This is a genomic window from Vibrio tritonius (genome assembly GCF_001547935.1).
GTDB classification, from domain to species: Bacteria; Pseudomonadota; Gammaproteobacteria; order Enterobacterales; family Vibrionaceae; genus Vibrio; species Vibrio tritonius.
Window position 1 is genome coordinate 3211828 of the sequence record NZ_AP014635.1, and the last position, 24973, is coordinate 3236800.

A 24973-nucleotide genomic window follows, 5' to 3' on the forward strand; every position below is an offset into this window, starting at 1 on the left:
TTATTCAAGTATGAAAACGAACTTATTCTACGTCTTCCATTTTACCTAGCAGGCTACGAATGCGCTCTTGCCATGCTTCGTGTTCTTTTTGTACTTGCTCCGCTCTTTGCTCCATCGCTTCGCAATTGGCTTTCAGTTCAGAAGTCTCTTGTTCAAGCTTCTGTTTGTCATCTTTTAGCTCTTCAACTTCCATTTGTAGCAATGCGATAGTGTCTACCGCAGTTTGAATTTTTGCTTCCAGTTGCTCTAGTACTTCAAAAGACATGTTGCTTACCCTTACGTATTCGGTTGGCGTGACACCGTCTGTCACCAAATTTCCCCCATTCTACTCAGCCAAACGCAGATAGACACTCTCTATATTCGAGATTTTGCATTATTCGGTTAAAAAAAAGGCGCAAATTGACACCAAGTTTACTTAATCTGCATCAACTCAGTTTTGGACGATTATTTTTCAACCACATCAAAGATTTCCGACTCACTTTTGATCGAGTGCAAACCTCGTATCGAGCAAACAGCAAACGTTTCCCCATTAATATGTTAGAATTCGCCGATAAATTGTCCCGTAATTTTTGGTTTGGAGTAGACATGAAACGCGAATTGGCAATGGCTTTTTCTCGAGTCACCGAAGGTGCTGCATTAGCAGGATATAAATGGCTTGGTCGTGGAGATAAAAATGCAGCAGACGGTGCGGCAGTGGAAGTAATGCGCACCTTACTTAACAAAACTGAAATTGCGGGTGAAATTGTCATCGGCGAAGGCGAAATTGATGAAGCGCCTATGTTGTATATTGGAGAAGAAGTAGGTATCGGTGGTGATGCCGTCGATATCGCGGTAGATCCCATCGAAGGCACTCGAATGACCGCAATGGGGCAATCTAATGCGCTAGCGGTATTAGCCGCTGGTGAAAAAGGCAGTTTCCTTAAAGCGCCTGACATGTACATGGAAAAATTGGTTGTAGGCCCTGAAGCAAAAGGTTGTATTGATCTCAATAAACCACTAGAAGAAAACCTAACTAACGTGGCAACTGCACTGGGCAAAACCTTATCTGAATTGGTTGTGATCACTCTTGCTAAACCTCGTCACGATAATGTGATAGCAGAAATGCAAAAAATGGGGGTGCGAGTGTTTGCGGTGCCAGATGGTGACGTTGCTGCATCAATCCTGACGTGTATGCCAGATAGCGAAGTAGACATGATGTATTGCATTGGTGGCGCACCGGAAGGCGTAGTATCAGCTGCAGTGATTCGTGCTCTCGATGGTGATATGCAAGGTCGCTTACTGCCACGTCACGAAGTGAAAGGTGAAACCGAAGATAATCGTATCTGGGGTGCTAAAGAGTTAAAACGCTGCGCAGAAATGGGCGTGGAAGCGAATAAGGTACTTAAACTTGAAGATATGGTACGTAGTGATAATGTCATTTTTGCTGCAACCGGAATCACCAAAGGCGATTTGCTAGACGGAATTACTCGCAAAGGTAATATCGCAACCACCGAAACACTGCTGATTCGTGGTCGTTGCCGTACGATTCGCCGTATCAAGTCAATTCACTACTTGGAACGTAAAGACGCAGATGTACGTGATATTATTCTGTAAATCAAACTTGCGTTAAGCCTGACAAGAAAGATACAAAAAGACCGCGATATTCGCGGTCTTTTTTTGTCCATCAACAAGAGATGCTTAGAACAACTCTTCAGCAACTTTGTAGAGATCTTTACGCACTGGACGACGCATATTTTCAATCGCATCGATAATGTCGTGATGAACCAGTTGCTCTTGTTGGATACCAACACAACGACCGCCTTGACCTTCAAGAAGAAGGTGCACAGCATAGTTACCCATGCGAGAAGCAAGTACACGGTCAAATGCTGTAGGTACACCACCACGTTGGATGTGACCTAAAACAGTAGCGCGAGTTTCACGACCTGTCGCCGTTTCGATCTCTTTTGCCAATTTATTGGCATCCATCATTAACTCAGTCAGCGCGATAATAGCGTGTTTCTTACCTTTCTTAATACCATCTTGAAGGTTAGAAATTAGCTGTTCTTTATTCAATCCAGTTTCAGGAGAAATAATGTATTCACAGCCACCTGCAACAGCCGCCATTAAGGTCAAATCACCACAGTGACGACCCATGATTTCTACGATTGAGATACGTTGGTGTGAAGAAGACGTGTCACGTAGACGGTCAATCGCTTCGATAACAGTATTCAGTGCGGTGTAGTAACCGATGGTGTAATCAGTACCGGCGATATCATTGTCGATAGTGCCAGGAAGACCAATACAAGGGTAACCCATTTCAGTCAGTTTTTTAGCACCCATGTAAGAACCGTCACCGCCGATAACCACTAACGCATCGATACCGTGTTTTTTCAGGTTATCGATCGCTTTTGCACGAACGGCTTCTTCTTTAAATTCTGGGAAACGAGCAGAGCCTAGGAAAGTACCACCACGGTTAATCACATCAGAAACACTTGAACGATCAAGTTTTTCAATGCGGTCTTCATAAAGACCTAAATAACCATCATAGATACCATACACTTCTAGGTCTGCACCAAGAGCTGTACGAACCACGCCGCGTATCGCAGCATTCATGCCAGGTGCGTCACCGCCGCTGGTCAAAACCCCGATCTTTTTAATCATGCTCACCCTCTATATTTTGGGAACCCATTCATCTATTTTTACGCCAAGAGACAACAAGTTACCCCTTAGCAAAATCTTTTTATTGTTGTTGTATGTTACCTGTACTAAACAGGATTACTACCGTTATTTACTTATTTACGGCAAGTTTTCTTAATGAGTAAGAGTATGCCACTCTCATCATCGTGTTGTGTTGATTCATGTCAGAATAGTCGTTGTATTGTGTAAGATGCCCGGCTAAACCTCATACGGACTTTGAGCTTTTTGCTTTCTTTCTGGTCCAAAAATCACCGAATAAGGATCTTGGTGAATTAACACATCCGCACCAGGAAACGCCTTACGCAACTTGGCTTCTACCATATCAGAAAGATTGTGCGCATCAATAAGTGGCATCTTATCTTCCAATTCAAGGTGGAGCTGAATAAAGCGGATAGGTCCAGACATTCGGGTGCGAAGTTGATGCACCCCCATAATGCCTTTTACTGACATGGCAATTTCAAGGATTTGTTGATTTTCTTCTTCAGGAAGTGAGCGATCAAGTAAGGTTTGAATCGCATCATGCACCATTCGCACAGCGCTGTAGAGAATATAGATCCCGATACCAACCGCAAAAATGGCATCCGCTTGCGTAAACCCAAACCAACTTAATCCTAATGCGATGGTAATCGCAATGTTCATATAAAGGTCAGTTTGATAATGCAACGAATCAGCAGCAATGGCTTGGCTACCGGTTTTTTTGACCACATGCCTTTGGAACATCACCAACATTAGAGTGATGACGATCGCGAATAAGCTAACATAAACACCCAATTCAGGAGCATGCAATGCCTGAGGCCGGAAGTAACGATCAATACCGTTCAAAATCAAAAACACCGCAGATCCAGAAATAAACATGGCCTGGGCTAAAGCCGCCAATGATTCCGCCTTGCCATGCCCAAAGGTATGCTCTTTATCTGCTGGCTGTAGTGAATATTTTAGTACCACTAGATTCACAATCGAGGCAGCAATGTCGATCATCGAGTCGATAAGTGAGGCTAATAAACTGACCGAGCCAGTTAACCACCAAATCACCAGTTTCACCACTAGCAACAAACTGGCAACGCAGGTTGCAAGCCATGCAGCAGTAGTGACAAGACGTTCGTATTCTTTTTTCATCATGACATTCCAACTAACACAATGAATTAATTATACAAAACGCTCTGGATTTGTTCGAATAATGTTCTGTTATTTCTACTTTATATATACCAATGACGTTGAAAGGGAATGACCATTCCTGCCGTCATTGAGCTTGACCTGTGCTCGTTGATGAAGCTCTGAAGTCTGCATCTTGAGGTCATTTGGGTATAAAGCCATAAACAAAAAAAGCAGCCGAAGCTGCTTTGTACGCGAGATGAGATTATGGTTGCTCTGGCATAGGCATCTCACCACGTGGACCGTGTTCACCATCTGGCCGACCTTTAAAACCTGGACCTTTCATGCCTGGACCTTTCATGCCTGGACCTTTCATACATTGAGACATGCGATATTTTTGCAGCAGCTCAAATTGGCCTTTCTGCTCAGGAGTCAAGATGGCCATCAAATCGTGGCGTTTTTGCATCATTTCTACGCGGCGCTGAACCTGCAAATTCACCAATTTCTGCGCCAATTGAGTCGCTTTAGCTTGGTCAAAATCTTTGGCTAGCACAATAGATTGCTCTTCTTCATGAAGTGCTTTCATCTCTTCGCGCATCGCTTTATGTTCTTTCTTATGAAGCTCTTTTAGCTGTTCAGTCTGCCGCTTTGATAGATTAAGCTGCTGCAGAATGCTTTGCTCTCCATCAGGACCACAAACACCTCCTGGAGTGCGATCTCCTTTGGGCCCCTGAGGGCCACCGGCTGCAAATGCACCGGAGGCTGCCATGGTCAGAGGAAGTACTACTGCGGCTAACAGCACTTTTTTTGCCATATTCATTTGCTAATCCTTCTATTCTTCGACTTAAAAGCTGTGTGACAGCGCTCCATTTCAGAATACTTATCTGGCGGTCAAACGACGTATAGCAGGAGTAAATCAACGTAAAGAGTGATATTGTCAGTAAATTATCATTCCAAGCCACGGTAAAATGTTATCAAGTGTTCATTCAAGTGAGATGGTTATGGCGCATATATTAGTCATTGATGACGATGTAGAATTAACAGGTTTACTCAAAGAAGTACTGAGTTACGAAGGGTTCTTGGTTTCAGAAGCCAATGATGGTGAAGCAGGCCTAGAAGCAGTGAATGACTCTATCGATCTTATTTTGCTCGATGTCATGATGCCCCACCTTAATGGCATGGAAACACTGAAAAAACTTCGTGAACATTGGTCAACACCAGTACTAATGCTAACAGCCAAAGGTGAAGAAATTGATCGCGTTATCGGGTTAGAACTCGGAGCTGACGACTATTTACCTAAACCATTTAGTGACCGTGAGTTGCTTGCTCGTATTCGAGCTATTTTGCGTCGCACTCAACCTCAACATACGCAAAAAGCATCGGATATGCTTGAGTGTCAAGACATTCAAGTTTATCCAGGCAAGCAAGAAGCGTATTGCCAAGGTAACTTACTTGATTTAACAACGACTGAATTCGCATTACTCAGTCATTTCGTCCAACACCCAGGCCAAACCTTAACTAAAGAAACCTTGAGTCTGGATGTTCTAGGTAAACACCTTGCTGCATTTGATCGTGCGATTGATATGCACGTCTCTAACCTACGGAAAAAGTTGCCTGAACGAGCCGATGGCAAGTCTCGCATTAAAACCTTACGTGGACGCGGTTACCTAATGGTGCTGGAGGATTAATGACGCTACCGAAGCTAAATAGTTTATACGGACGTATTTTTGCTATTTTTTGGCTTACTCTAGCGATCATCGTTGTGGGCGTGGTCATTTTCCCCAATATGGATCCGAGAAAATCCCGCCACATTCCCCCCGAAATGTTCCAGCATATGATCGACTCGCGCGATATGCTGATGGGGCGTTTTAGTGACGTTGACGATCTCAACTGGATTTTGCATCAGATGCGTGAAAGGCCAGGACCTCGTGGCCCACGAGATAAGCATCGTCCCGATTTTTTTATCACTACTCTGGACGGCAACATTCTGTCTCCCCAAATTCGTCCCGAATTTAAATACCGAGCCCTAAAAAACTTTACTTCCATTGCCGAGTTTTCAGAAAAACCTCAGCAAAAGGCATATGGCAAGTATCAAATCGCGGGACCATTTCCAATTATTTTAGCCAAACAGCAACTCCTACTGTTTGTCGGTGTCGATTTCGAAGGACCGCCGCCATTTTTAATTCAATTATTTGACCACCCATTGCAACTCCTACTGCTGGTTATGGTTGTGAGCACCCCATTTTTACTCTGGCTGGCGTGGGCGTTAAGTCAGCCAGCGCAACGTTTTGCCAAAGCAGCGGATCGGGTGGCCCAAGGTAACTTCGTTGTTGACCCCGAATTAGAGAAAGGACCTTCCGAGTTTCGTTCTGCTGGGCACAGCTTTAACCAGATGGTTGGCGCTGTTAATGCCATGATTTCAGGGCAACAACGTTTGTTGTCAGATATTTCACATGAATTGCGCTCCCCGCTCACTCGCTTGCGTATGGCAACTGGCTTAGCGGCCCGAAAACAGGGAGAGAGTGTTGAGTTAGAACGTATCGATACCGAAGCTCAGCGTCTTGAACAGATGATCGGTGAACTTCTAGAGCTATCTCGCATGCAAACCGACAGCCACATGAGTCGAGAAGTTCAACCACTGAGCAGCTTATGGGAAGAGCTATTAAGTGATGCTCAATTTGAAGCAGAGCAATTAAACAAAGTACTTCGCTATGACGATATTCCAGACGTACGCATATCGGGCAATCCGAAACTGCTCATGAGTGCACTGGAAAACATCGTTCGTAATGCCATTAAATATGGCAAAGATGTGGTCGATGTGGCTTTTGTCGTCAATCAGCAAAAGCTCATGGTGACTGTCCAAGATAATGGTGAAGGTGTACCTGATAGTGAATTGGAGCAAATTTTCCGCCCCTTCTATCGTGTATCGACTGCGCGTGATCGTTCTACGGGCGGCACTGGGCTAGGTTTAGCCATTACAGAAAGCGCTATTCGTCAGCACAGCGGTTCCATCAAAGCGAGCCGAAGTAGCCTAGGTGGATTACAGGTTCAGTTCACTTTACCCCTACAAGGTTAAAAACCACACAAAGAACAAGTTGATAATGAGAATGATTAGCAATAACATATTCCTACTCAAAAGGAGGATACGTTATGTCTCATACATTCCCAGAATTACCTTATGCATACGATGCGCTTGAACCTTACATCGATGCAAAAACCATGGAAGTTCACTATAGCAAGCACCATCGTACTTATTTCGATAAATTTATCGCTGCAGTGAAAGGTACAAAACAAGAAGAACAATCGATTGAAGAGATTTTCAGCCAAATCTCTTCTCTTTCTCCGGCCATTCGTAATAATGGCGGTGGTTACTTCAACCATATCGTTTATTGGAACTGCATGAGTCCAAACGGTGGTGGTGAACCCAAAGGGGAACTATCCCAAGCAATCAACAACAAATTTGGCAACTTTGCAGCATTCCAAGAGGCCTTTGCTCAAGCGGCCATCAATACATTTGGTTCTGGTTTTGCTTGGCTAATTGTCAAAGATGGTGAGATTGAAATTACGTCCACCAGCAACCAAGACAATCCACTAATGGATGTTGCTCAAGTGAAAGGTGAACCTATCCTCGCTCTCGATGTGTGGGAGCACGCTTACTACATCAGCTACCAAAACCGCCGCCCTGAATATATCAATGCGTGGTGGAACGTGGTGAATTGGGATGCCGTTGAACAAAACTATCAAAATGCGCTGTCCGCTTAATCAAGCTTAAGCACCTAATATTTATGGCTACGTTGCTTAACAGTAGCCATATTCACCCCCCCCCCACAGCATTACTCAATTCCGTTATAGAGTGAGTATTCCGTTCGTTAATGAACTTGACCTGCGCTGGTTGATGAAGCTCTGAATCCTGCACCTTAAGGCCATTTGGGTATATAATCCGTCACCTGAATTAAGAAGGATGTGGATTATGTTTGAAATTGCGCTGTACGAACCTGAAATCGCCCCCAATACGGGTAACATTATTCGCCTGTGTGCTAACTGTGGAGCCACTCTTCATTTAATCGAGCCACTTGGGTTTGACTTAGAAGAAAAGAAAGTTCGCCGTGCAGGATTGGACTATCACGACCTTACCCGCGTGACTCGTCATAAAAACTATCAAGCATTTCTTGATTTTCTAGCAACAGAACGTCAGCAATATCGAATCTTCCCTTGTACGACCAAAACCACAGGTCATCACGTTGACCCTCAATATCAAGAAGGTGATATTTTGTTGTTTGGTCCAGAAACTCGTGGGCTACCAAAAGAAATCATTGATAGCATGCCAATGGAACAACGGATTCGAATTCCTATGATGCCGGATGCTCGTAGCCTTAACCTATCAAATTCGGTAGCGATTATCGCGTATGAAGTGTGGCGTCAGCTAGGCTTTAATGGTGGGTTGTAAGGCTTCTGTATTTTTCTTACTGTGCAAAGTGCCATCTTTTCGATGGCACTATTCACTTTTATCAACGCAAGCGATGGTTATCATCATCTTTGCGTTCAAACTCACCATCAAAAGTTCTACCGTCTTGCGAAGAGTGATCAAAAGGCCCACCCTGTGATGAATGAAAAGACCCACCCATGGTAGTAAGCGTCATTTTACTCATTAAATAACGAGCCACTTTAGCTCTTGGCACTGGAAGTAATAAAATCATCCCTGTGCAGTCGGTTAAAAAACCGGGCGTGAGCAATAACAGACCAGCAACGACAAGCACAACCCCTTCAAAAATTTGTTGCGCAGGTAACTCACCTTGCTGCAAGCGCTGCTGAACACTCATTAAGGTTTGAATCCCTTGGCTACGAACCAAAGAAGCCCCCACAAATGCCGTTAATAATACCAACCCAATGGTTGGCCATACCCCTAATACGTGCCCCACTTGGATAAACAGACTGATCTCAACAATAGGGACAGCAATAAACAGCAATAAAATAATTGGGAACACGGTGCCTCCTTGGTTTAGCGACTCAACCATAACCACTTAACAAGTTTGGTGCAATCGAGATAAGCCAACTAATGTGTGATCAAGCATGGCAATCTTAAGACTCAAAAGTGCTTGCTCTTTATATACCCAAGTAACCTCAAGATGCGGTTTCAGCGAGAATGTATTCGCTCTTAGGCAAGGCACTGATTTGAATACATAGTTATTCTACGTAGAAAATCAGTAACGCAGCATAGGAGCGAATACAACTCGCCCCTTGGGAGCTCATCAACAAGCCCATTTCCGCGCCCAATGACGTTGAAAGGGAATAACCATTCCTTCCGTAATTGAGCTTGACCTGTGCTCGTTGATGAAGCTCTGAAGTCTGCATCTTGAGGTCATTTGGGTATACCTTCAAAATGATTTGGCAAAAATAGAGAGGCTGAACTAGCCTATAATTAGGCTTAAATAATCAATAGATAGCATAATGAAACGTGTTAAACGCACTCTTATTAAAGCAGCATTAATGTGGTTGACACTTTCTGTCGTGCCGCTGATTTATTATTTTTATTTGTCGACGACCGCACACCATTTCTTACTTAAAGGGCTAGAGCAGCGTGGCGAACAATTTCTATCGTACGTTGACACTCAAGCTAACCGCACAACCAATCAACTACTGCAAACCTTTGATGAGTTAAGTCATTCCGAACTACTGCTCGATTATGCCAAAGAGCCTAGTGCTCGTTTAAAGCACTACTTAGTCAATCAATGGTACGTTACCTCTTACAATTCCACTTTATTTTATCAGTTGCGTTATTTGGACAAAGAAGGGAACGAATTGATTCGTGTCGATTACACGCCAGAGAGTCCCTTTCCATTTATTGTTCCGGATAGCCAGCTCCAATCCAAGGGACACCGCGATTATTTTCGTTTCGCAAAGCAGTTGAAACCGGGTGAAGAAGGTATGTTTGGTATTGATTTAGAATACGAACATGAAAAACCCGTTATTCCATATCGCCCAGGCTTGCGCCTAATTATGCCAATTGATACCCCAACAGAACGCTTGGGTTACTTTATTGCCAACTTAGATGTGCTGGCTGTCATACATCGAATGACCAATAACACACAAAACTTGGCTGTTGATTTTGTTGATAAAGATGGTTTCTACATCATCAGTAGCGACCCATCTAAACTGTTTGGCGATCTCATTTTTGAGCGGGCAGCCAAAAACTTGCCAAGCGACTACCCCGATCTTTGGCTGCAGCTAAAAGAACAACCGAATCGTAAAGGCACTTTGTACAACGACTCTGGTCTTTTTTTACACCAGCCTTTTGTTAATTCTCTCTTTAGTAATTCCGGCACATTAAACCTAGTTACCTCCTATCCAAATGAATACATCATGGGCATGTTTAGTGAACGAGATAATATGATTCGCTCAGACGCAATCACCATTTGGTTGCTTCTGGGGCTCTGTTCAGTTGTCTTTTCTTTGTATTGGGAGACTTATCGGCAAATTAAAATGGACCGCACCTACGCAGAATATGCCATGGAAAATGGCATAGCCATTGTACTTACTGATAGCTCACACACGATTTTACGGGCTAATAGTAAGTTCTCTGATCTCGTAGGTATATCCCCCAATCGCTTGGTAGGGCAAAACCTGCTCTATTTCCAACCGAATAAAGAGAAACAAAAACTTATCACCGACTCACTCAACAGCACCAATGAATGGCAAGGCGAATTTGTATTAAAATCCCCCAATGGGGATGAAATGGTTCATCAAACCGTAATCAAGACTCTGCTTAACAAGATGAATCGAGTTCAGTTCTTCGTTTACTCATTTGCCGATATTTCTGAACACCATAACGCCATTATGGAGCTCAAAGAAAAGAGCGAACGTGACCCAACAACATCACTCTGGAACAAGAAAAAATTCGATCAAACACTCGCATATAATACGCGCCTGAGACAACGCTATCCTGAGCAATCCCATAGTTGCTTAGCCGTACTCGATATTGATTCTTTTAAATCGATCAATGATTCACTAGGACACACCGTGGGCGATGAGGTGATCATGTTTGTTGCCATTCAACTCAAATCTCTCATGCGTGATACCGATTTTATTGCTCGAATTGGTGGCGATGAATTTGCCGTGATCATTCAACATAGCAATTTAGAACATGCCGCAAAATTGATGAACCGCATCCGCGTTTCTATTGCCAGTTGGCCGAAACACAACGTGAGTATTAGTGTTGGGATAGCACAACTCACTGAAGACCCATTGGTCTCTTTCAGTAATGCTGATCAAGCGTTATACCGTTCGAAACGCAAAGGGAAAAACTGTGTATCTATTCATGGAGTCGAGAAATTGAGTCTGGTAGAACCTCGCAATCTGTAAACCAAACATTTCACTATTGAAAAAAGTGATCCGTCTACTTATTTTCGTTCTTCAGTTAAAGTATGATTCGCCACGGAAGTCAGGACGAACTCCCCGCAATAATTAAGAAGGGATTCTAGAGACAGAAATGGCTCTTGGTACGGATTTTATCAGCATCATTCTCAAAGGATCCTTTATGGCAACCCTAACTAGCACTCCAGAAACGGTTCAAAAAGCCGTTCGTCTTGAAGAAGACTTACTGGGCCAACGTGAAGTACCAGCAAACGCTTACTATGGTATTCACACTGTACGTGCAATTGAAAACTTCAATATTTCTAAAGTCACTATTTCCGATGTTCCCGAGTTTGTTCGCGGTATGGTAATGACCAAAAAAGCGGCTGCATTGGCAAACAAGGAATTAGGTGTACTTCCTAAAGATATCGCCAACTATATTATTCAAGCATGTGACGTAATGCTTGAGACAGGCAAGTGTATGGACCAATTCCCATCGGATGTATTCCAAGGTGGTGCCGGCACATCTGTCAACATGAATACTAACGAAGTTATTGCTAACTTAGCGCTAGAATTAATGGGTAAAGAAAAGGGTGAATATGAATTTATTAACCCGAACGACCATGTTAACCGTAGCCAGTCAACGAACTGTGCCTACCCAACCGGTTTTCGCATCGCTGTTTACAACAGCGTACAAAAACTGATTGAGTCTATCGAGTACCTCAAAGCAGCCTTTGAACTGAAAAGCACCGAGTTTGCCAGCATTCTCAAAATGGGTCGCACCCAGTTACAAGATGCTGTACCGATGACAGTAGGTCAAGAGTTCCACGCTTGGGCTGTTACTATTAACGAAGAAATCCGTGCTCTGCAATACACCTCAAAACTACTGCTTGAAGTAAACTTGGGTGCTACAGCAATCGGTACGGGTTTGAACACAGCACCAGGTTACCAACAGCTTGCGGTTAAACACCTAGCGGAAGTGACCGGTCTTGACGTGGTTCCTGCTGAAGACTTGATCGAAGCGACTTCTGACTGTGGTGCTTACGTAATGACGCACGGCGCATTTAAACGCCTTGCAGTTAAACTGTCTAAAATCTGTAACGACTTGCGCTTGCTCTCTTCAGGCCCTCGTGCTGGTTTAAATGAAATCAACTTGCCAGAACTGCAAGCGGGTTCTTCTATCATGCCAGCTAAAGTCAACCCAGTGGTACCAGAAGTTGTTAACCAAGTATGCTTTAAAGTATTGGGGAACGACAATACGGTTTCTTTCGCAGCAGAAGGCGGTCAATTACAGCTAAACGTAATGGAACCCGTTATCGCGCAAAGTATGTTTGAATCCGTTGAACTACTCTCAAATGCGTGTGTCAACTTACGTGACAAGTGTGTTGACGGCATCACTGTGAACAAAGAAGTCTGTGAAGGTTTCGTTTACAACTCTATCGGTATCGTTACTTATCTAAACCCATACATTGGTCATCACCAAGGTGACATCGTTGGTAAGATTTGTGCCGAAACGGGCAAGAGCGTTCGTGAAGTCGTTCTTGAACGTGGTCTGCTTACCGTTGAAGAGCTTGACGATATTTTCTCTCCAGAGAACTTAATGCGTCCTCAGTACAAAGCAAAACGCTACGAGTAAGTACAATTTGTCTAAAAAACCTCCCTCTGGGAGGTTTTTTTATGTCTAAAATAACTCAAACCTATACATAACTCTTGCATAAAACGGATTCCTCAAAGGCAACTATTTACGCTATTATTCATCCAATTGCTTTAAAAACAGCTGGTACATTGACCAAAGATGACTAAGATTCGCATACTTTCCTCTTGGATAATCCTACTCATTTGCTCTAATGCATGGGGATCTTTTGGTAATCAATCCTCGTTCACTTTACCCACTCAGCAAGACAGTTTTGTCACGGTTGATGAGGCGTTTAATTTCAGTAGCTATCAGCAAGGTAGGCAACTGTATCTCGATTGGCAAATAAAACCCGGCTATTACCTCTACCAAGAACGCATGTCGATTGCCGCAGATAAGGTCACACTCGGTCAATATGAGATGCCGACAGCCACACCGCATCATGATGAGTTTTTTGGTGATGTTCATATTTATACAGCCCCAACGTCACTCTCGGTTCCTCTTAGCGATTACCAAGCGGGCGCTACGATCACTATTAGTTACCAAGGCTGTGCTGAAGCGGGATTTTGCTATCCGCCTGAAACTCGTCAAATTGAAATAACGCCATTTAATGCGGTAACGTCGACCACAGTATCGTCTACTGCAACCGCCAAGGTGAATAACACCAGTACGCCATCGTCGACCAGCTCGCTGTCTCTTGCCCAACAATTAGCCACCCACTGGTGGGCACCGCTCCTGTTTATTCTGTTTGGAGTTGGTATGGCTTTTACCCCTTGCGTTCTGCCTATGTATCCTATTTTGACTAGCTTAGTGTTAGGGCAAAAATCTCTCTCACAAGCGAGAACGTTGGTACTTAGCGTTATTTATGTTCAAGGCATGGCGCTGACGTATACGGGTCTTGGGTTAATCGTCGCAAGTGCTGGCGTGCAGTTCCAAGCAGCGCTGCAACAACCTACGGTGCTGATAACTCTAAGTGTGTTGTTCTTACTTTTGGCGGCGTCAATGTTTGGCCTATTTACCCTACAGTTACCAAACAGCCTACAAACCAAGCTTACCCAGTGGAGTAATCAACAGAAAAGCGGTCATGCACTTGGCGTGTTTGTTATGGGGGCGATTTCTGGCTTAGTGTGCTCCCCTTGCACCACAGCACCGCTTTCTGGAGCTTTACTCTATGTTGCGCAATCAGGTGACTTACTCACTGGCGCTATCACGCTTTACGCACTCTCTATTGGTATGGGTATTCCGCTTATTCTCGCAGCAATGTTTGGACAACGCTTATTGCCTAAAGCCGGATTATGGATGAATCACGTCAAAACCCTATTTGGCTTTGTTTTGCTGGCAGCACCTATTTTTCTTCTCGAGCGTATCATTGCTGAATCCTACGTTACACTGCTCTGGTCACTACTCGGCTTGATTAGCTTTGTTTGGGTCTATCATGTGCTAAGGCAAGTCAATGAGGTTCGTTGGTATCACAGCCTACTAACGTTAATGGCAATATTAGGTTGTTTCTTTTCCGCTCAAGGGCTGTGGCATTGGTGGAATAATAGTTCGTCTAGCTATGGTAACTCTGCCACCACAGAGCAAATACAGCATTTACCATTTACTACCATCCGTAATATTGACGACCTAACTCAGCGGCTCGCTCTTGCTAAGCTGCAAGGCAAACCAGTAATGCTCGATTTCTATGCTGATTGGTGTGTGGCGTGTAAAGAGTTTGAAAAATACACGTTCAACACCCCACTCATTCGCCAGCACTTAAGCAATTTTGTGTTGCTACAAATCGACGTGACGGCAAATACTCCAGAGCATATTGCCTTAATGAAGAAGTTGAATGTCTTGGGCTTACCCACCATTGATTTCTGGAATGCACAAGGCGAACAACTATCCACAGCGCGCATCACTGGGTTTATGGATGCGCCACAATTCGACCAACATCTGTCGCAATTTAAGCTTTAATGTTAAGAAATGAAGTGCGACAGTCTCCACTATAATCAATCAAGCTCATAGTAAAAACCGGATAGAGTTCAGACTTTTAGTGACAATATATTGTTGAAAGTAATAAACACGCACATACTTTAATTAACGAAATTGCTAAAAGTGTGTAACGTGATGGAGTCTAACTACACCATAATCATCGCTGATGATCATCCACTGTTTCGCAATGCCCTATTCCAATCTGTGCATATGGCAATCAGTGGCGCTAACCTACTGGAAACCGACTCTCTAAACGCTCTTCTCGAGCTTTTAGAAAAAGAGCCGGATGTCGATTTGCTGCTATTGGATCTGAAAATGCCTGGGGCCAACGGTATGTCTGGTCTTATCCAATTGCGCGCCGATTACCCGGACTTACCGATCGTGGTGATTTCTGCCAGTGAAGAGTCGTCGGTCGTCACCCAAGTAAAACATTATGGTGCTTTTGGTTTTATTCCCAAATCCAGTGATATGCGCACACTTATCGCGGCGCTCAATCAAGTGCTAGAGGGTGAACCTTACTTTCCACCAGGTCTGGTCAATGAATCGATTCCAACCAATGACTTGGCCGAACGAATTGCCGCATTAACCCCGCAACAATATAAGGTATTGGGCATGCTATCGGATGGCCTGCTCAATAAACAAATTGCTTATGAATTGAATGTGTCTGAGGCAACAATTAAAGCGCATATGACCGCTATCTTCCGTAAACTTGGGGTTAAAAATCGGACTCAAGCGGTCATATTACTTAAAGAGATAAATGACTAATTAGCTTACGATAACGTCTTCAACCTCTTCCTCTTGCTCTTCCTCCTCTGGAGGAAGACGCAAACCAACTCGCGTCACCTGCCAATCAACCACATCAGCAACAATCCATTGCAAACCTTGCCATTCAAAGTGGTCACCGAGAACAGGCGTTGTACCTAGATGCTGCATGACTAAATCTTGCAATGTCATGTCGGGATTAAACTCGCCAAGGTCTAAACCATAAGTTAAAGCAACGTCATTCAATTTGGCTTTCACATCTAAGAAGAAGTCACCAAAGAAACGGGCTAACGATGCTTTTTCTGGCGCCTCACTAAACAGGTGGCTTAGGGATTCCAAATCTTTCTCTTGGGCTAGAACACATAAAATATCGCTCTCTTCCAATTTGGTACTACCCGATGGGTGCATCAACGTGTTATCACGAAATACTGCGGCAATACGAGTACCGTCCGGCATAAAGAGATTACGTAATGGCTCACCGATACACCATTTGTCTGATTTCAATTTATAGATGAATAACTCCCACTCACTGGTTGGATAGATTTCTACTCCAGTTCGAGAAATGGGTTCAGGTTTCGGAGGTAATTCAACCTTGGCTAAACTCATTGCTTTGGTCAGAGTACCGCCTTGGACGATGAGAGAAACCATCACCACAAAGAATGCCAAGTTAAAGTACAACTGTGAATTAGGAAGACCCGCCATCATCGGGAATACCGCGAGAATAATGGGCACGGCTCCGCGTAAACCTACCCAAGAGATAAACCATTTTTCACGTGAGCTAAAACTACGAAATGGCAACAGGCCAATCCAAACTGAAATGGGACGAGCCAACAAAATCATCCCAATAGCCAAAGCTAATCCGGGCACAGCGATATGCAGTAGGTTACTTGGTGTGACAAGCATACCTAACACCAAGAACATGCCGATTTGACTGAGCCAAGTCATACCATCAAGTACATTGAGAATACTATGGCGACTGCGTGTTGGACGATTACCTAATAACAAACCAACTAAGTATATGGACAAAATACCACTACCACCCAAAGCGTTAGACAATGCAAAGATAATCAAACCACCGCTCAGCGTCAGAATGGAGTAAAGTCCCTCAGGCAATGCACTGCGATTGATAACCCACCACAAGACCCATCCGCCAGCCAGCCCCATCACGGCACCAACACCAAACTGTTTCACGAAACTTAGGGCAAAAAAGCTTGCACTCATATCTGCGGAAGGATTGGCCAGTACGGCGATTAATGTAACGGTTAAAAACACCGCCATGGGATCATTAGTACCAGATTCAATCTCAAGCGTAGACCCTACCCTTTCATTTAGGCTACGCCCTTTCAATAACGAGAAAACGGAAGCGGCATCGGTAGAACCCACAATAGCGCCCACCAATAATCCTTGCATTAAACTTAGGTCAAATAACCAAGTAGCAAGCAAACCTGTAATTAAAGTAGTAATCGCCACCCCAACGGTAGCCAATGAAACTGAAGGCCAAAATGCCACACGAAAGCTAGCAACTCGCGTTCGCATACCACCATCGAGCAAAATAATGGCTAAGGCTAGGTTACTCACTAGATAAGCGGTGGAGTAGTTATCAAACTGAATACCGCCTGGGCCATCTTCACCAGCCAACATACCGACAAGCAAAAACAGCAACAGGATAGGAATGCCCAATTTCGAAGATACTGGACTTAACATAACACTTAACGCAATCAGTAATGCACCGACTAAAAAAAAGCTATTGATGGTAATAGCGTCCACTTTCTCTCCTTCCAACTGAAAATTCTGTCATATTTTTTATTTATCTGAACTTTGTTACCACGTTTTTCAACGCTCGAACATTAGCATACCCTGTTTTAACTTCACTCTTGCCATTCTTTCAAATTTCGCATTACATGAGATTCCAACTGCTATTCAAATAACAGCGCCAAGACTTCTCTTAATGACCTTAACTCAGAACAGATATGAGATCAGTTTCTATTTAAGTGTATCTTGGATTTATTGAATCGTCGGCTAACTGACCCGTTTAGTTTCTCATTATCTGGTAAAAAATTTATTATACCTTTGGCTAAGCTAACTCTTAATTAACAAGATCAGCGTCTCACTTTTCTCTCCAATCTCGCAAGAACCTCGCCTTATTGGGCTTTTTCCCACGACTAAAGTTGCACAGATAGGTGCTTTCTTCACTGCTACCATCAATTGCGTAACATTATATTAACAATTGGTATGGAACACGACTTAAGGAGAAGGCTATGTCATTTGAGTCAAATGAACACGCACAAGCCTACTGGAAAGAGAACCTAACCCTAATGGGAACACTGCTTGCAGTGTGGTTTTTGGTTTCTTACGGCGCTGGCATCCTGTTTGTTGACAGCCTCAACGCTATCCAGTTTGGTGGTTTTAAACTGGGCTTTTGGTTTGCTCAGCAGGGCGCGATTTACACCTTTGTTGCTTTAATCTTTATCTACGTTGCACGCATGAATGCACTAGATAAGAAGTACAACGTACACGAAGATTAAGTGGAGTTTGTTATGGATATTCAAACTTGGACATTTATTTTAGTTGGGCTGACCTTTGCCCTTTACATTGGCATAGCGATATGGGCTCGCGCGGCGTCAACCAGTGAATTTTATGTTGCTGGTGGTGGTGTGCACCCAGTAGCAAACGGTATGGCAACCGCTGCTGACTGGATGTCTGCTGCGTCATTTATCTCGATGGCGGGTATCATTTCCTATGTGGGATATGACGGCGGCGTTTACCTCATGGGGTGGACCGGAGGGTATGTACTACTTGCTCTTTGTTTAGCACCCTACTTACGCAAATTTGGCAAGTTTACTGTTCCTGATTTTATCGGTGACCGTTACTACTCCAGAACTGCGCGAATGGTAGCGGTGTTCTGTGCCATCTTTGTCTCATTCACTTATGTCGCGGGACAAATGCGTGGCGTGGGAGTGGTGTTTGCCCGCTTCCTCGAAGTTGATATCAATATGGGTATCATCATCGGCATGGCAATCGTGTTCTTCTATGCGGTAATGGGGGGCATGAAAGGGATAACCTATACTCAAGTCGCTCAATATTGTGTGCTCATTTTTGCCTTCATGGTACCTGCTATTTTTACCTCATTAATGATGACTGGTAATCCCATTCCACAAATTGGTTTTGGGTCAACCTCGGTCGGCAGTGATACCTACCTACTCGATAAATTAGATGGATTAACTCAAGAGCTTGGTTTTACCGCCTACACGGATGGTTCCAAAAGCATGGTTGATGTCTTCTTTATCACGGCTGCATTAATGGTTGGTACAGCGGGACTCCCTCACGTTATTATCCGCTTTTTTACGGTTCCCAAAGTATCCGACGCGCGTATATCTGCCGGTTGGGCGCTTGTGTTCATCGCTATTTTGTACACAACAGCACCAGCAGTTGCCGCCTTTGCTCGCGTTAACATGATCGATACCATCAATGGCCCAGAAATGCGTGGCGTTATCGCAGAAGAAGCCCCTAGTTGGTATAAAAACTGGGAAAGCACAGGCCTAGTAGCATGGGAAGACAAGAACGGTGATGGCCGCATGTTCTACTCTGGTGATAGTCGTAACGAAATGACCATCAACCGTGACATCGTGGTATTGGCCTCTCCAGAACTGGCTAAATTGCCAAACTGGGTGGTAGCACTGTTAGCAGCTGGCGGTTTAGCTGCGGCACTATCAACAGCGGCAGGCCTGTTGCTGGTTATCTCTACCTCGATTTCCCATGACTTACTGAAAAAAGGCTTCAGGCCCAATATGACGGACAAACAAGAGCTGCTCGCCGCCAGACTTGCCGCCATGCTCGCCATTATTGGCGCTGGGTATTTAGGTATTAACCCACCAGGTTTTGTGGCGCAGGTGGTCGCCTTTGCCTTCGGCTTGGCTGCGTCATCCTTCTTCCCAGCCATTATTCTTGGCATCTTCTATAAAAAGATGAATAAAGAAGGGGCTATCAGTGGGATGTTAGTCGGTATTGCCTTTACCGCAGCGTACATTATCTACTTCAAATTCATCAACCCAGCAGCAAATGTTCCTGCTAATTGGTGGTTTGGCATCAGCCCTGAAGGGATAGGTACACTAGGTATGTGTTTGAATTTCATAGTATCTATTGTGGTAAATAAATTTACTGCCGAAGTACCACAAGACGTTCAAGAGATGGTGGAATCAATCCGTTATCCAAAAGGTGCAGGTGATGCTCACGAACATTAAAGAGCTTTAGGACACCCATAACCCAAAAGCCCAACAAACTGTTGGGCTTTTACTTTTGATGGTGATTCATCATGAAACAAAGCGTTAAACGAAAGCCTTAATCGGCATTAGCGTAAGTCGCTTTAAAATTAGGATTTATCGTCGTTAACTTACGAATCAAGTAGTTCAGTAATACACCATAAAGCGGAACAAACAATCCTAAACTGATGATCAGTTTAAAGCTGTAATCGACAGTCGCAATTTCCGTCCAGTGTTGCGCCATAAAAGGATCTGGGCTTTGATAAAATGCCACACCAAAAAAAGCGACGGTATCAAGCGCATTACCGAATAAGGTCGATGCGGTAGGAGCAACCCACCACTGCTTCATTTGACGCAGGCGGTTGAACACTTGTACATCCATCACCTGCCCCAGTAAATAAGCCATAAAGCTGGCGGCTGCGATACGCGCAACAAACAGATTAAACTCACCTAATGTATCTAACCCTTGATAGCTCCCCTGAAAGAAAACCACCGATAGAAAATAAGACACGCCAAGCGCAGGTAACATCACCAAGAAGATAATCTTACGAGCCATGCTTGCCCCAAAGATACGAACCGTTAAATCGGTGGCAAGAAAGATAAATGGGAAAGTAAACGCCCCCCAAGTGGTATGGAAAGAGAATACCGTAAATGGTATCTGCACCAAGTAGTTACTAGAGGCAATAATCAGAAGGTGAAAACCAACAAGGTAAGTTAACGCTTTGCGCTGCTGCGCGGGGGTAAAAGAATTCATCAATGTGACCTTTTTAGTTTGATTTGGGGGCGAGGGAACCCAAAATTAAATTCAATTTGGTTAGCCAAAGTTGAGTATTAAGAACTCAATAGCAGGCCGTGATTATACGCAGCTCTATCTTCGCTTCAATATCCGTTAACAACAGCAAACGTTTCCTCACAAATTATTTTTTATTGTCACACGGTTTTCCTAACCAAGTCGGAGCATAATCCCCCATGGTTTGAGTGCGCTTTCACTTGAGAAGATCCTTAGGATCGTGATAATCTTCGCCTCCATTTTTCTGACTCTGTTTTCATTATCTGCAGTGAATCTGCAGGGTCAGTGCTATCTTTAGGGTGTAGAAACTAACCATTCTGCACACAATCCTAACCAGACGTGGAACCAAACAGATGGGAAAAGGCACTCTTTATATCGTTTCAGCACCGAGTGGCGCTGGTAAATCCAGTTTAATTTCAGCTCTGCTGGAGCGTAATCCGACTTATGCGATGAAAGTATCGGTATCTCATACTACTCGCGGCATGAGACCGGGTGAACAAGATGGTATTCACTACCATTTTGTGCAAAAAGAGCACTTTGAAGAACTGATTGGTAAAGGTGAATTCCTAGAATACGCTGAAGTTTTTGGTAATTACTATGGTACTTCTCGCGTCTGGATTGAAGAGACCTTGAATAAAGGCATTGATGTATTTTTGGATATCGATTGGCAAGGTGCACGTCAAATTCGCGAGCAAATGCCTCTCGCCAAAAGCCTATTTATTCTGCCACCTTCTCGCGAAGAGTTGGAACGTCGCTTAACCGCACGTGGTCAAGATAGCGAAGCCGTGATTGCAAAACGCATGAACGAAGCTCAATCCGAAATATCTCACTTTGGTGAGTATGATTACGTGATTGTGAATGATGACTTTGACGTTGCTATTATGGATTTTAAAGCCATTATTCGTGCAGAAAGATTGAAGCAAGATAAGCAAGCTGCTAAATATAGCAGTATGCTCTCTGCTCTTTTGGCGAACTGAGTCTTTTCCTCGTTCACCAATAAGAAATAGACACAGCCTGTTGCTAGTATATCTGCACGTAAGGCTGTATACTTTCTCGTCATTTAATATTTTAGTTAACTATTTGGAGTTCCCATGGCACGCGTAACTGTTCAAGACGCTGTTGAAAAAGTTGGCAACCGTTTCGACTTAGTTCTGATTGCGGCTCGCCGCGCTCGTCAAATGCAAACTGGCGGTAAAGATGCACTAGTGCCGGAAGAGAACGATAAGCCAACCGTTATCGCTCTACGCGAAATCGAAGACGGCCTTATCACTAAAGAAGTGCTAGATGCACGTGAGCGCCAAGAGCAGCAAGAGCAAGAAGCAGCAGAATTGGCAGCGGTAAGCAGCATCGTTCACAATCGTTAATTCTGCACTGGCATTAATTAACACTCGGGCCTGAAAATTTGTATCTATTCGATAGCCTCAAGGATGTTGCCCAAGAGTATCTGACAGAGCCTCAACTAGAGGCTCTGCGTCGCTCTTATGTGGTAGCAAGAGATGCCCATGAAGGGCAAACCCGCTCAAGTGGCGAACCTTATATTATCCATCCCGTTGCGGTAGCACGCATTCTGGCTGAAATGCGTTTAGATTTGGAAACGCTCCAAGCTGCGTTGTTGCACGACGTGATTGAAGATACTGCCGTCACCAAGGAAGAGTTAGAAAAACAATTTGGTCATGCTGTTGCCGAACTGGTCGATGGCGTGTCAAAGTTGGATAAGCTGAAGTTTCGCGATCGAAAAGAAGCTCAGGCCGAAAACTTTCGTAAGATGGTGCTTGCCATGGTGCAAGACATCCGAGTGATTCTGATTAAATTATCAGACCGTACCCATAATATGCGGACACTCGGCTCTTTACGTCCGGACAAGCGCCGTCGCATTGCCCGAGAAACCCTCGAGATCTACGCTCCTCTAGCCCATCGCTTGGGCATCCACAATATCAAAACAGAACTCGAAGAGTTAGGCTTTGAAGCACTCTATCCCAACCGTTATCGCGTTTTAAAAGAAGTGGTGAAAGCCGCGCGTGGTAACCGTAAAGAGATGATTCAGCGCATCCACAACGAAATCGAAGGTCGCCTGCAAGATGCTGGGCTTCATGCTCGTGTGGTTGGTCGCGAAAAAAACCTCTACTCCATCTACAACAAGATGAAAACCAAAGAACAGCGTTTCCATACCATTATGGATATTTACGCGTTCCGAGTCATTGTGGATGATGCTGACACCTGTTACCGCGCCTTAGGTCAAGTACACAGCCTGTACAAACCACGCCCTGGCCGAGTCAAAGATTACATTGCGGTTCCCAAAGCGAACGGCTATCAATCTTTGCATACATCCATGGTGGGTCCTCATGGTGTGCCTGTCGAAGTACAAATTCGTACTGAAGATATGGATCAAATGGCGGACAAAGGGGTTGCGGCACACTGGTCTTATAAATCTAACGGTGAGCGTGTCGGTACTACCGCACAAATTAAAGCTCAGCGCTGGATGCAAAGCCTGCTTGAATTACAACAAAGCGCAGGCAACTCGTTTGAATTTATTGAAAACGTAAAATCTGATCTGTTCCCAGATGAAATTTTCGTCTTCACCCCTAAAGGTCGAATCGTTGAGATGCCGGTCGGGGCAACGGCTGTCGATTTCGCTTATGCGGTGCATACTGACATTGGTAACTCCTGTGTAGGTGCTCGTGTTGACCGCATGCCTTATCCACTTAGTAAGCCACTCAAAAACGGTCAAACTGTTGAAATCATCAGTGCTCCTGGTGCAAGACCAAATGCTGCTTGGCTAAACTACGTGGTGACCTCACGCGCTCGAACGAAGATTCGTCAAGTTCTCAAAACCATGCGTCGTGAAGATTCGGTGATGTTAGGCCGTCGTCTACTCAATCATGCATTGGGCGACTGTACTCTTAATGACATTAACGAAGAGATCGTCAAACAGGTTATTAGTGATCTGAAAGTCGCTTCGGTTGATGACATGCTCGCCGCGATTGGTCTCGGAGAATTGATGAGCATCGTGATTGCTCGTCGCTTGCTTGGTGATGTGGAAGATTTCGCATCCGTTGAGAAAGAACCGCAAACCAGCAATAACAAACGTAAGATGCCAATCCGTGGAGCAGAAGGTATCTTGTTGACGTTTGCTAACTGCTGTCACCCAATCCCAGATGATTCTATTATTGCTCACGTCTCTCCAGGCCGAGGCTTAGTAGTCCATCGTGAGACTTGCCCTAACGTCCGTGGTTATCAGAAAGAACCTGATAAATACATGGCGGTAGAATGGTCGAAGGATTACGACCAAGAATTCATTGCAGAGCTTCGCGTTGATATTTTGAATCGACAAGGTGCACTCGCTGAACTGACTAACGTAATTTCGCAAACAGGTTCAAACATTCAAGGCCTGTCAACAGAAGAACGTGATGGTCGCCTTTATACAGTCACCGTACTGTTGACAACGAAGGACCGTGTTCACCTCGCTGGTATTATGCGTAAAATCCGCTCTATGCACGATGCATTGAAAGTCAGACGTAGAAAATACTAACCCCGTCTCCTATTCAGTCCCATCTCGTATGGGACTGGATGATATTTATTGGAACGCTGTTGAATGAATGCTGAACGCTACGCCCGTATTCAAGAAGTGCTAAAAGCACGCCAACCTGATCTCACTCTTTGTCTCGAACAGGTCCACAAACCAAATAATGTTTCTGCCGTGATTCGCACTGCCGACGCAACCGGACTGCATAAAATTCATGCCGTGTGGCCAGATGACCAGATGCGCACACTATCACATACTTCTGCAGGTGCCCGAAACTGGGTTGAAGTTGAAACCCATGATTCAATTGAAGATGCCGTAGCCACACTGAAAAGTGAAGGCATGCAGGTGCTGATTACCAACCTGTCGGATACTGCGGTCGATTTTCGTGAAATTGACTACACAAAACCAACCGCCATCATTTTAGGTAGTGAAAAAACGGGTATCTCCAAGCAAGCGCTTGATCTTGCTGATCAAGATATTGTGATTCCAATGGTAGGCATGGTTCAATCTCTCAATGTATCGGTGGCAAGTGCTTTGATCCTTTACGAAGCACAACGTCAACGCCAAGCGGCTGGCATGTATGAACGAGATACCAGTTTATTGCCACCAGAAACTATCGAACGTATTTTGTTTGAACGTGGTCACCCAGTGTTGGCCAAAGTGGCGAAACGCAAAGGGCTTCCTTTTCCACACCTTGATGAGCAAGGCGAGATCGTTGCTGATGATAAGTGGTGGAAAGCGATGCAAAGCAAGTAACTCCTCCGCTTCTGCCTTTCATCTTTAAGGTCCAATGATCTAAAGTTGCAAAAAAGTTGGGGTGATAGCCAATCACCTCCAACTTCCCAAAATTTTTCCTGTACAAAAACACAGCCCGGTGTTTGAATAATTGCTATCTATCTGATTAACGAAGAGCT

23 protein-coding genes are annotated in these 24973 nt (G+C 44.3%); 15 read left to right on the forward strand and 8 right to left on the reverse strand.

Features of this window, described 5'->3' with window-relative positions:
* Positions 1-22: 22 nt before the first annotated feature.
* Positions 23-265 carry a cell division protein ZapB gene (gene zapB / locus JCM16456_RS14300; RefSeq protein WP_068715481.1) on the reverse strand — a complete coding sequence of 81 codons (243 nt, stop codon included), beginning with the start codon at positions 263-265 and terminating at the stop codon, positions 23-25.
* 320 nt (positions 266-585) lie between these two features.
* On the opposite strand from zapB, the gene glpX reads away from it, so the two are divergent.
* On the forward strand, positions 586-1593 hold the full coding sequence (gene glpX / locus JCM16456_RS14305) for a class II fructose-bisphosphatase (RefSeq protein ID WP_068716089.1): 1008 nt from the start codon (positions 586-588) through the stop codon (positions 1591-1593).
* A gap of 84 nt (positions 1594-1677) precedes the next feature.
* Here the strand turns inward: glpX and pfkA are convergent, their stop codons facing one another.
* The 3 genes from pfkA to JCM16456_RS14320 form a co-directional block, all read right to left on the reverse strand.
* The gene (gene pfkA, locus JCM16456_RS14310; protein WP_068715483.1) at positions 1678-2640 is read right to left on the reverse strand and encodes a 6-phosphofructokinase; all 963 of its coding nucleotides are present in this window, start codon (positions 2638-2640) and stop codon (positions 1678-1680) included.
* 234 nt (positions 2641-2874) lie between these two features.
* Positions 2875-3792 (reverse strand): CDF family cation-efflux transporter FieF, encoded by a 918-nt coding sequence (fieF, locus tag JCM16456_RS14315; protein ID WP_068715485.1) that lies wholly within the window; start codon positions 3790-3792, stop codon positions 2875-2877.
* 241 nt (positions 3793-4033) lie between these two features.
* The gene (locus tag JCM16456_RS14320) at positions 4034-4588 is read right to left on the reverse strand and encodes a CpxP family protein (RefSeq protein WP_068715487.1); all 555 of its coding nucleotides are present in this window, start codon (positions 4586-4588) and stop codon (positions 4034-4036) included.
* 181 nt (positions 4589-4769) lie between these two features.
* On the opposite strand from JCM16456_RS14320, the gene JCM16456_RS14325 reads away from it, so the two are divergent.
* The 4 genes from JCM16456_RS14325 (at position 4770) to trmL (ending at position 8215) form a co-directional block, all read left to right on the forward strand.
* Positions 4770-5456 (forward strand): response regulator, encoded by a 687-nt coding sequence (locus JCM16456_RS14325; RefSeq protein ID WP_068715489.1) that lies wholly within the window; start codon positions 4770-4772, stop codon positions 5454-5456.
* Positions 5456-6844 carry an envelope stress sensor histidine kinase CpxA gene (gene cpxA / locus JCM16456_RS14330; protein ID WP_068715491.1) on the forward strand — a complete coding sequence of 463 codons (1389 nt, stop codon included), beginning with the start codon at positions 5456-5458 and terminating at the stop codon, positions 6842-6844. The genes JCM16456_RS14325 and cpxA overlap by 1 nt, the downstream gene beginning before the upstream one ends.
* A 74-nt stretch (positions 6845-6918) precedes the next feature.
* Positions 6919-7530, forward strand: coding sequence for a superoxide dismutase (locus tag JCM16456_RS14335; protein ID WP_068715493.1), 612 nt, complete (start codon positions 6919-6921; stop codon positions 7528-7530).
* A 208-nt stretch (positions 7531-7738) separates the two neighbouring features.
* Entirely contained in the window at positions 7739-8215 is a 477-nt protein-coding gene (gene trmL / locus JCM16456_RS14340; protein ID WP_068715495.1) for a tRNA (uridine(34)/cytosine(34)/5-carboxymethylaminomethyluridine(34)-2'-O)-methyltransferase TrmL, read from the forward strand.
* Positions 8216-8276: 61 nt separating this feature from the next.
* On the opposite strand, the gene JCM16456_RS14345 is transcribed toward trmL, so the two are convergent.
* Positions 8277-8753, reverse strand: a complete 477-nt coding sequence (locus JCM16456_RS14345) for an FxsA family protein (protein WP_068715497.1) — start codon at positions 8751-8753, stop codon at positions 8277-8279.
* A gap of 199 nt (positions 8754-8952) precedes the next feature.
* Complete coding sequence (locus JCM16456_RS23745; RefSeq protein ID WP_156430534.1) at positions 8953-9120, reverse strand: hypothetical protein; 168 nt, start codon at positions 9118-9120, stop codon at positions 8953-8955.
* Positions 9121-9216: 96 nt separating this feature from the next.
* Between JCM16456_RS23745 and JCM16456_RS14350 the strand changes: the two genes are divergently transcribed.
* The 4 genes from JCM16456_RS14350 to JCM16456_RS14365 all read left to right on the forward strand — a co-directional run bounded on the left by JCM16456_RS14350 (position 9217) and on the right by JCM16456_RS14365 (position 15490).
* Positions 9217-11127, forward strand: a complete 1911-nt coding sequence (locus tag JCM16456_RS14350) for a sensor domain-containing diguanylate cyclase (RefSeq protein ID WP_068715499.1) — start codon at positions 9217-9219, stop codon at positions 11125-11127.
* A 175-nt stretch (positions 11128-11302) separates the two neighbouring features.
* The gene (aspA, locus tag JCM16456_RS14355; RefSeq protein WP_068715501.1) at positions 11303-12754 is read left to right on the forward strand and encodes an aspartate ammonia-lyase; all 1452 of its coding nucleotides are present in this window, start codon (positions 11303-11305) and stop codon (positions 12752-12754) included.
* A 159-nt stretch (positions 12755-12913) separates the two neighbouring features.
* On the forward strand, positions 12914-14707 hold the full coding sequence (locus JCM16456_RS14360; RefSeq protein ID WP_068715503.1) for a protein-disulfide reductase DsbD: 1794 nt from the start codon (positions 12914-12916) through the stop codon (positions 14705-14707).
* Positions 14708-14860: 153 nt separating this feature from the next.
* Positions 14861-15490, forward strand: coding sequence for a response regulator (locus JCM16456_RS14365; protein ID WP_068715505.1), 630 nt, complete (start codon positions 14861-14863; stop codon positions 15488-15490).
* Here the strand turns inward: JCM16456_RS14365 and JCM16456_RS14370 are convergent, their stop codons facing one another.
* On the reverse strand, positions 15491-17254 hold the full coding sequence (locus JCM16456_RS14370; protein WP_068715507.1) for a potassium/proton antiporter: 1764 nt from the start codon (positions 17252-17254) through the stop codon (positions 15491-15493). It abuts the gene before it with no gap.
* 491 nt (positions 17255-17745) lie between these two features.
* On the opposite strand from JCM16456_RS14370, the gene JCM16456_RS14375 reads away from it, so the two are divergent.
* Both JCM16456_RS14375 and JCM16456_RS14380 read left to right on the forward strand, forming a co-directional pair.
* Positions 17746-18012 (forward strand): DUF4212 domain-containing protein, encoded by a 267-nt coding sequence (locus tag JCM16456_RS14375; RefSeq protein ID WP_068715509.1) that lies wholly within the window; start codon positions 17746-17748, stop codon positions 18010-18012.
* 12 nt (positions 18013-18024) lie between these two features.
* A complete protein-coding gene (locus JCM16456_RS14380) occupies positions 18025-19728 on the forward strand; it encodes a sodium:solute symporter family protein (RefSeq protein WP_068715511.1) in 1704 nt (567 codons plus the stop codon).
* A 97-nt stretch (positions 19729-19825) separates the two neighbouring features.
* Here JCM16456_RS14380 and JCM16456_RS14385 read toward each other — a convergent pair whose 3' ends face one another.
* Positions 19826-20500: a 7-cyano-7-deazaguanine/7-aminomethyl-7-deazaguanine transporter gene (locus tag JCM16456_RS14385; RefSeq protein WP_068715513.1), complete on the reverse strand. Its 675-nt coding sequence runs from the start codon at positions 20498-20500 to the stop codon at positions 19826-19828.
* Between the two features lie 389 nt (positions 20501-20889).
* On the opposite strand from JCM16456_RS14385, the gene gmk reads away from it, so the two are divergent.
* From gmk to trmH, 4 genes are all read left to right on the forward strand, one after another.
* The gene (gmk, locus tag JCM16456_RS14390) at positions 20890-21513 is read left to right on the forward strand and encodes a guanylate kinase (RefSeq protein WP_068715515.1); all 624 of its coding nucleotides are present in this window, start codon (positions 20890-20892) and stop codon (positions 21511-21513) included.
* Positions 21514-21627: 114 nt separating this feature from the next.
* Complete coding sequence (rpoZ, locus tag JCM16456_RS14395) at positions 21628-21900, forward strand: DNA-directed RNA polymerase subunit omega (protein ID WP_068715517.1); 273 nt, start codon at positions 21628-21630, stop codon at positions 21898-21900.
* Between the two features lie 38 nt (positions 21901-21938).
* Entirely contained in the window at positions 21939-24065 is a 2127-nt protein-coding gene (gene spoT / locus JCM16456_RS14400) for a bifunctional GTP diphosphokinase/guanosine-3',5'-bis pyrophosphate 3'-pyrophosphohydrolase (RefSeq protein ID WP_068715519.1), read from the forward strand.
* Positions 24066-24128: 63 nt separating this feature from the next.
* Complete coding sequence (trmH, locus tag JCM16456_RS14405; RefSeq protein WP_068715522.1) at positions 24129-24815, forward strand: tRNA (guanosine(18)-2'-O)-methyltransferase TrmH; 687 nt, start codon at positions 24129-24131, stop codon at positions 24813-24815.
* Positions 24816-24973: the final 158 nt, after the last annotated feature.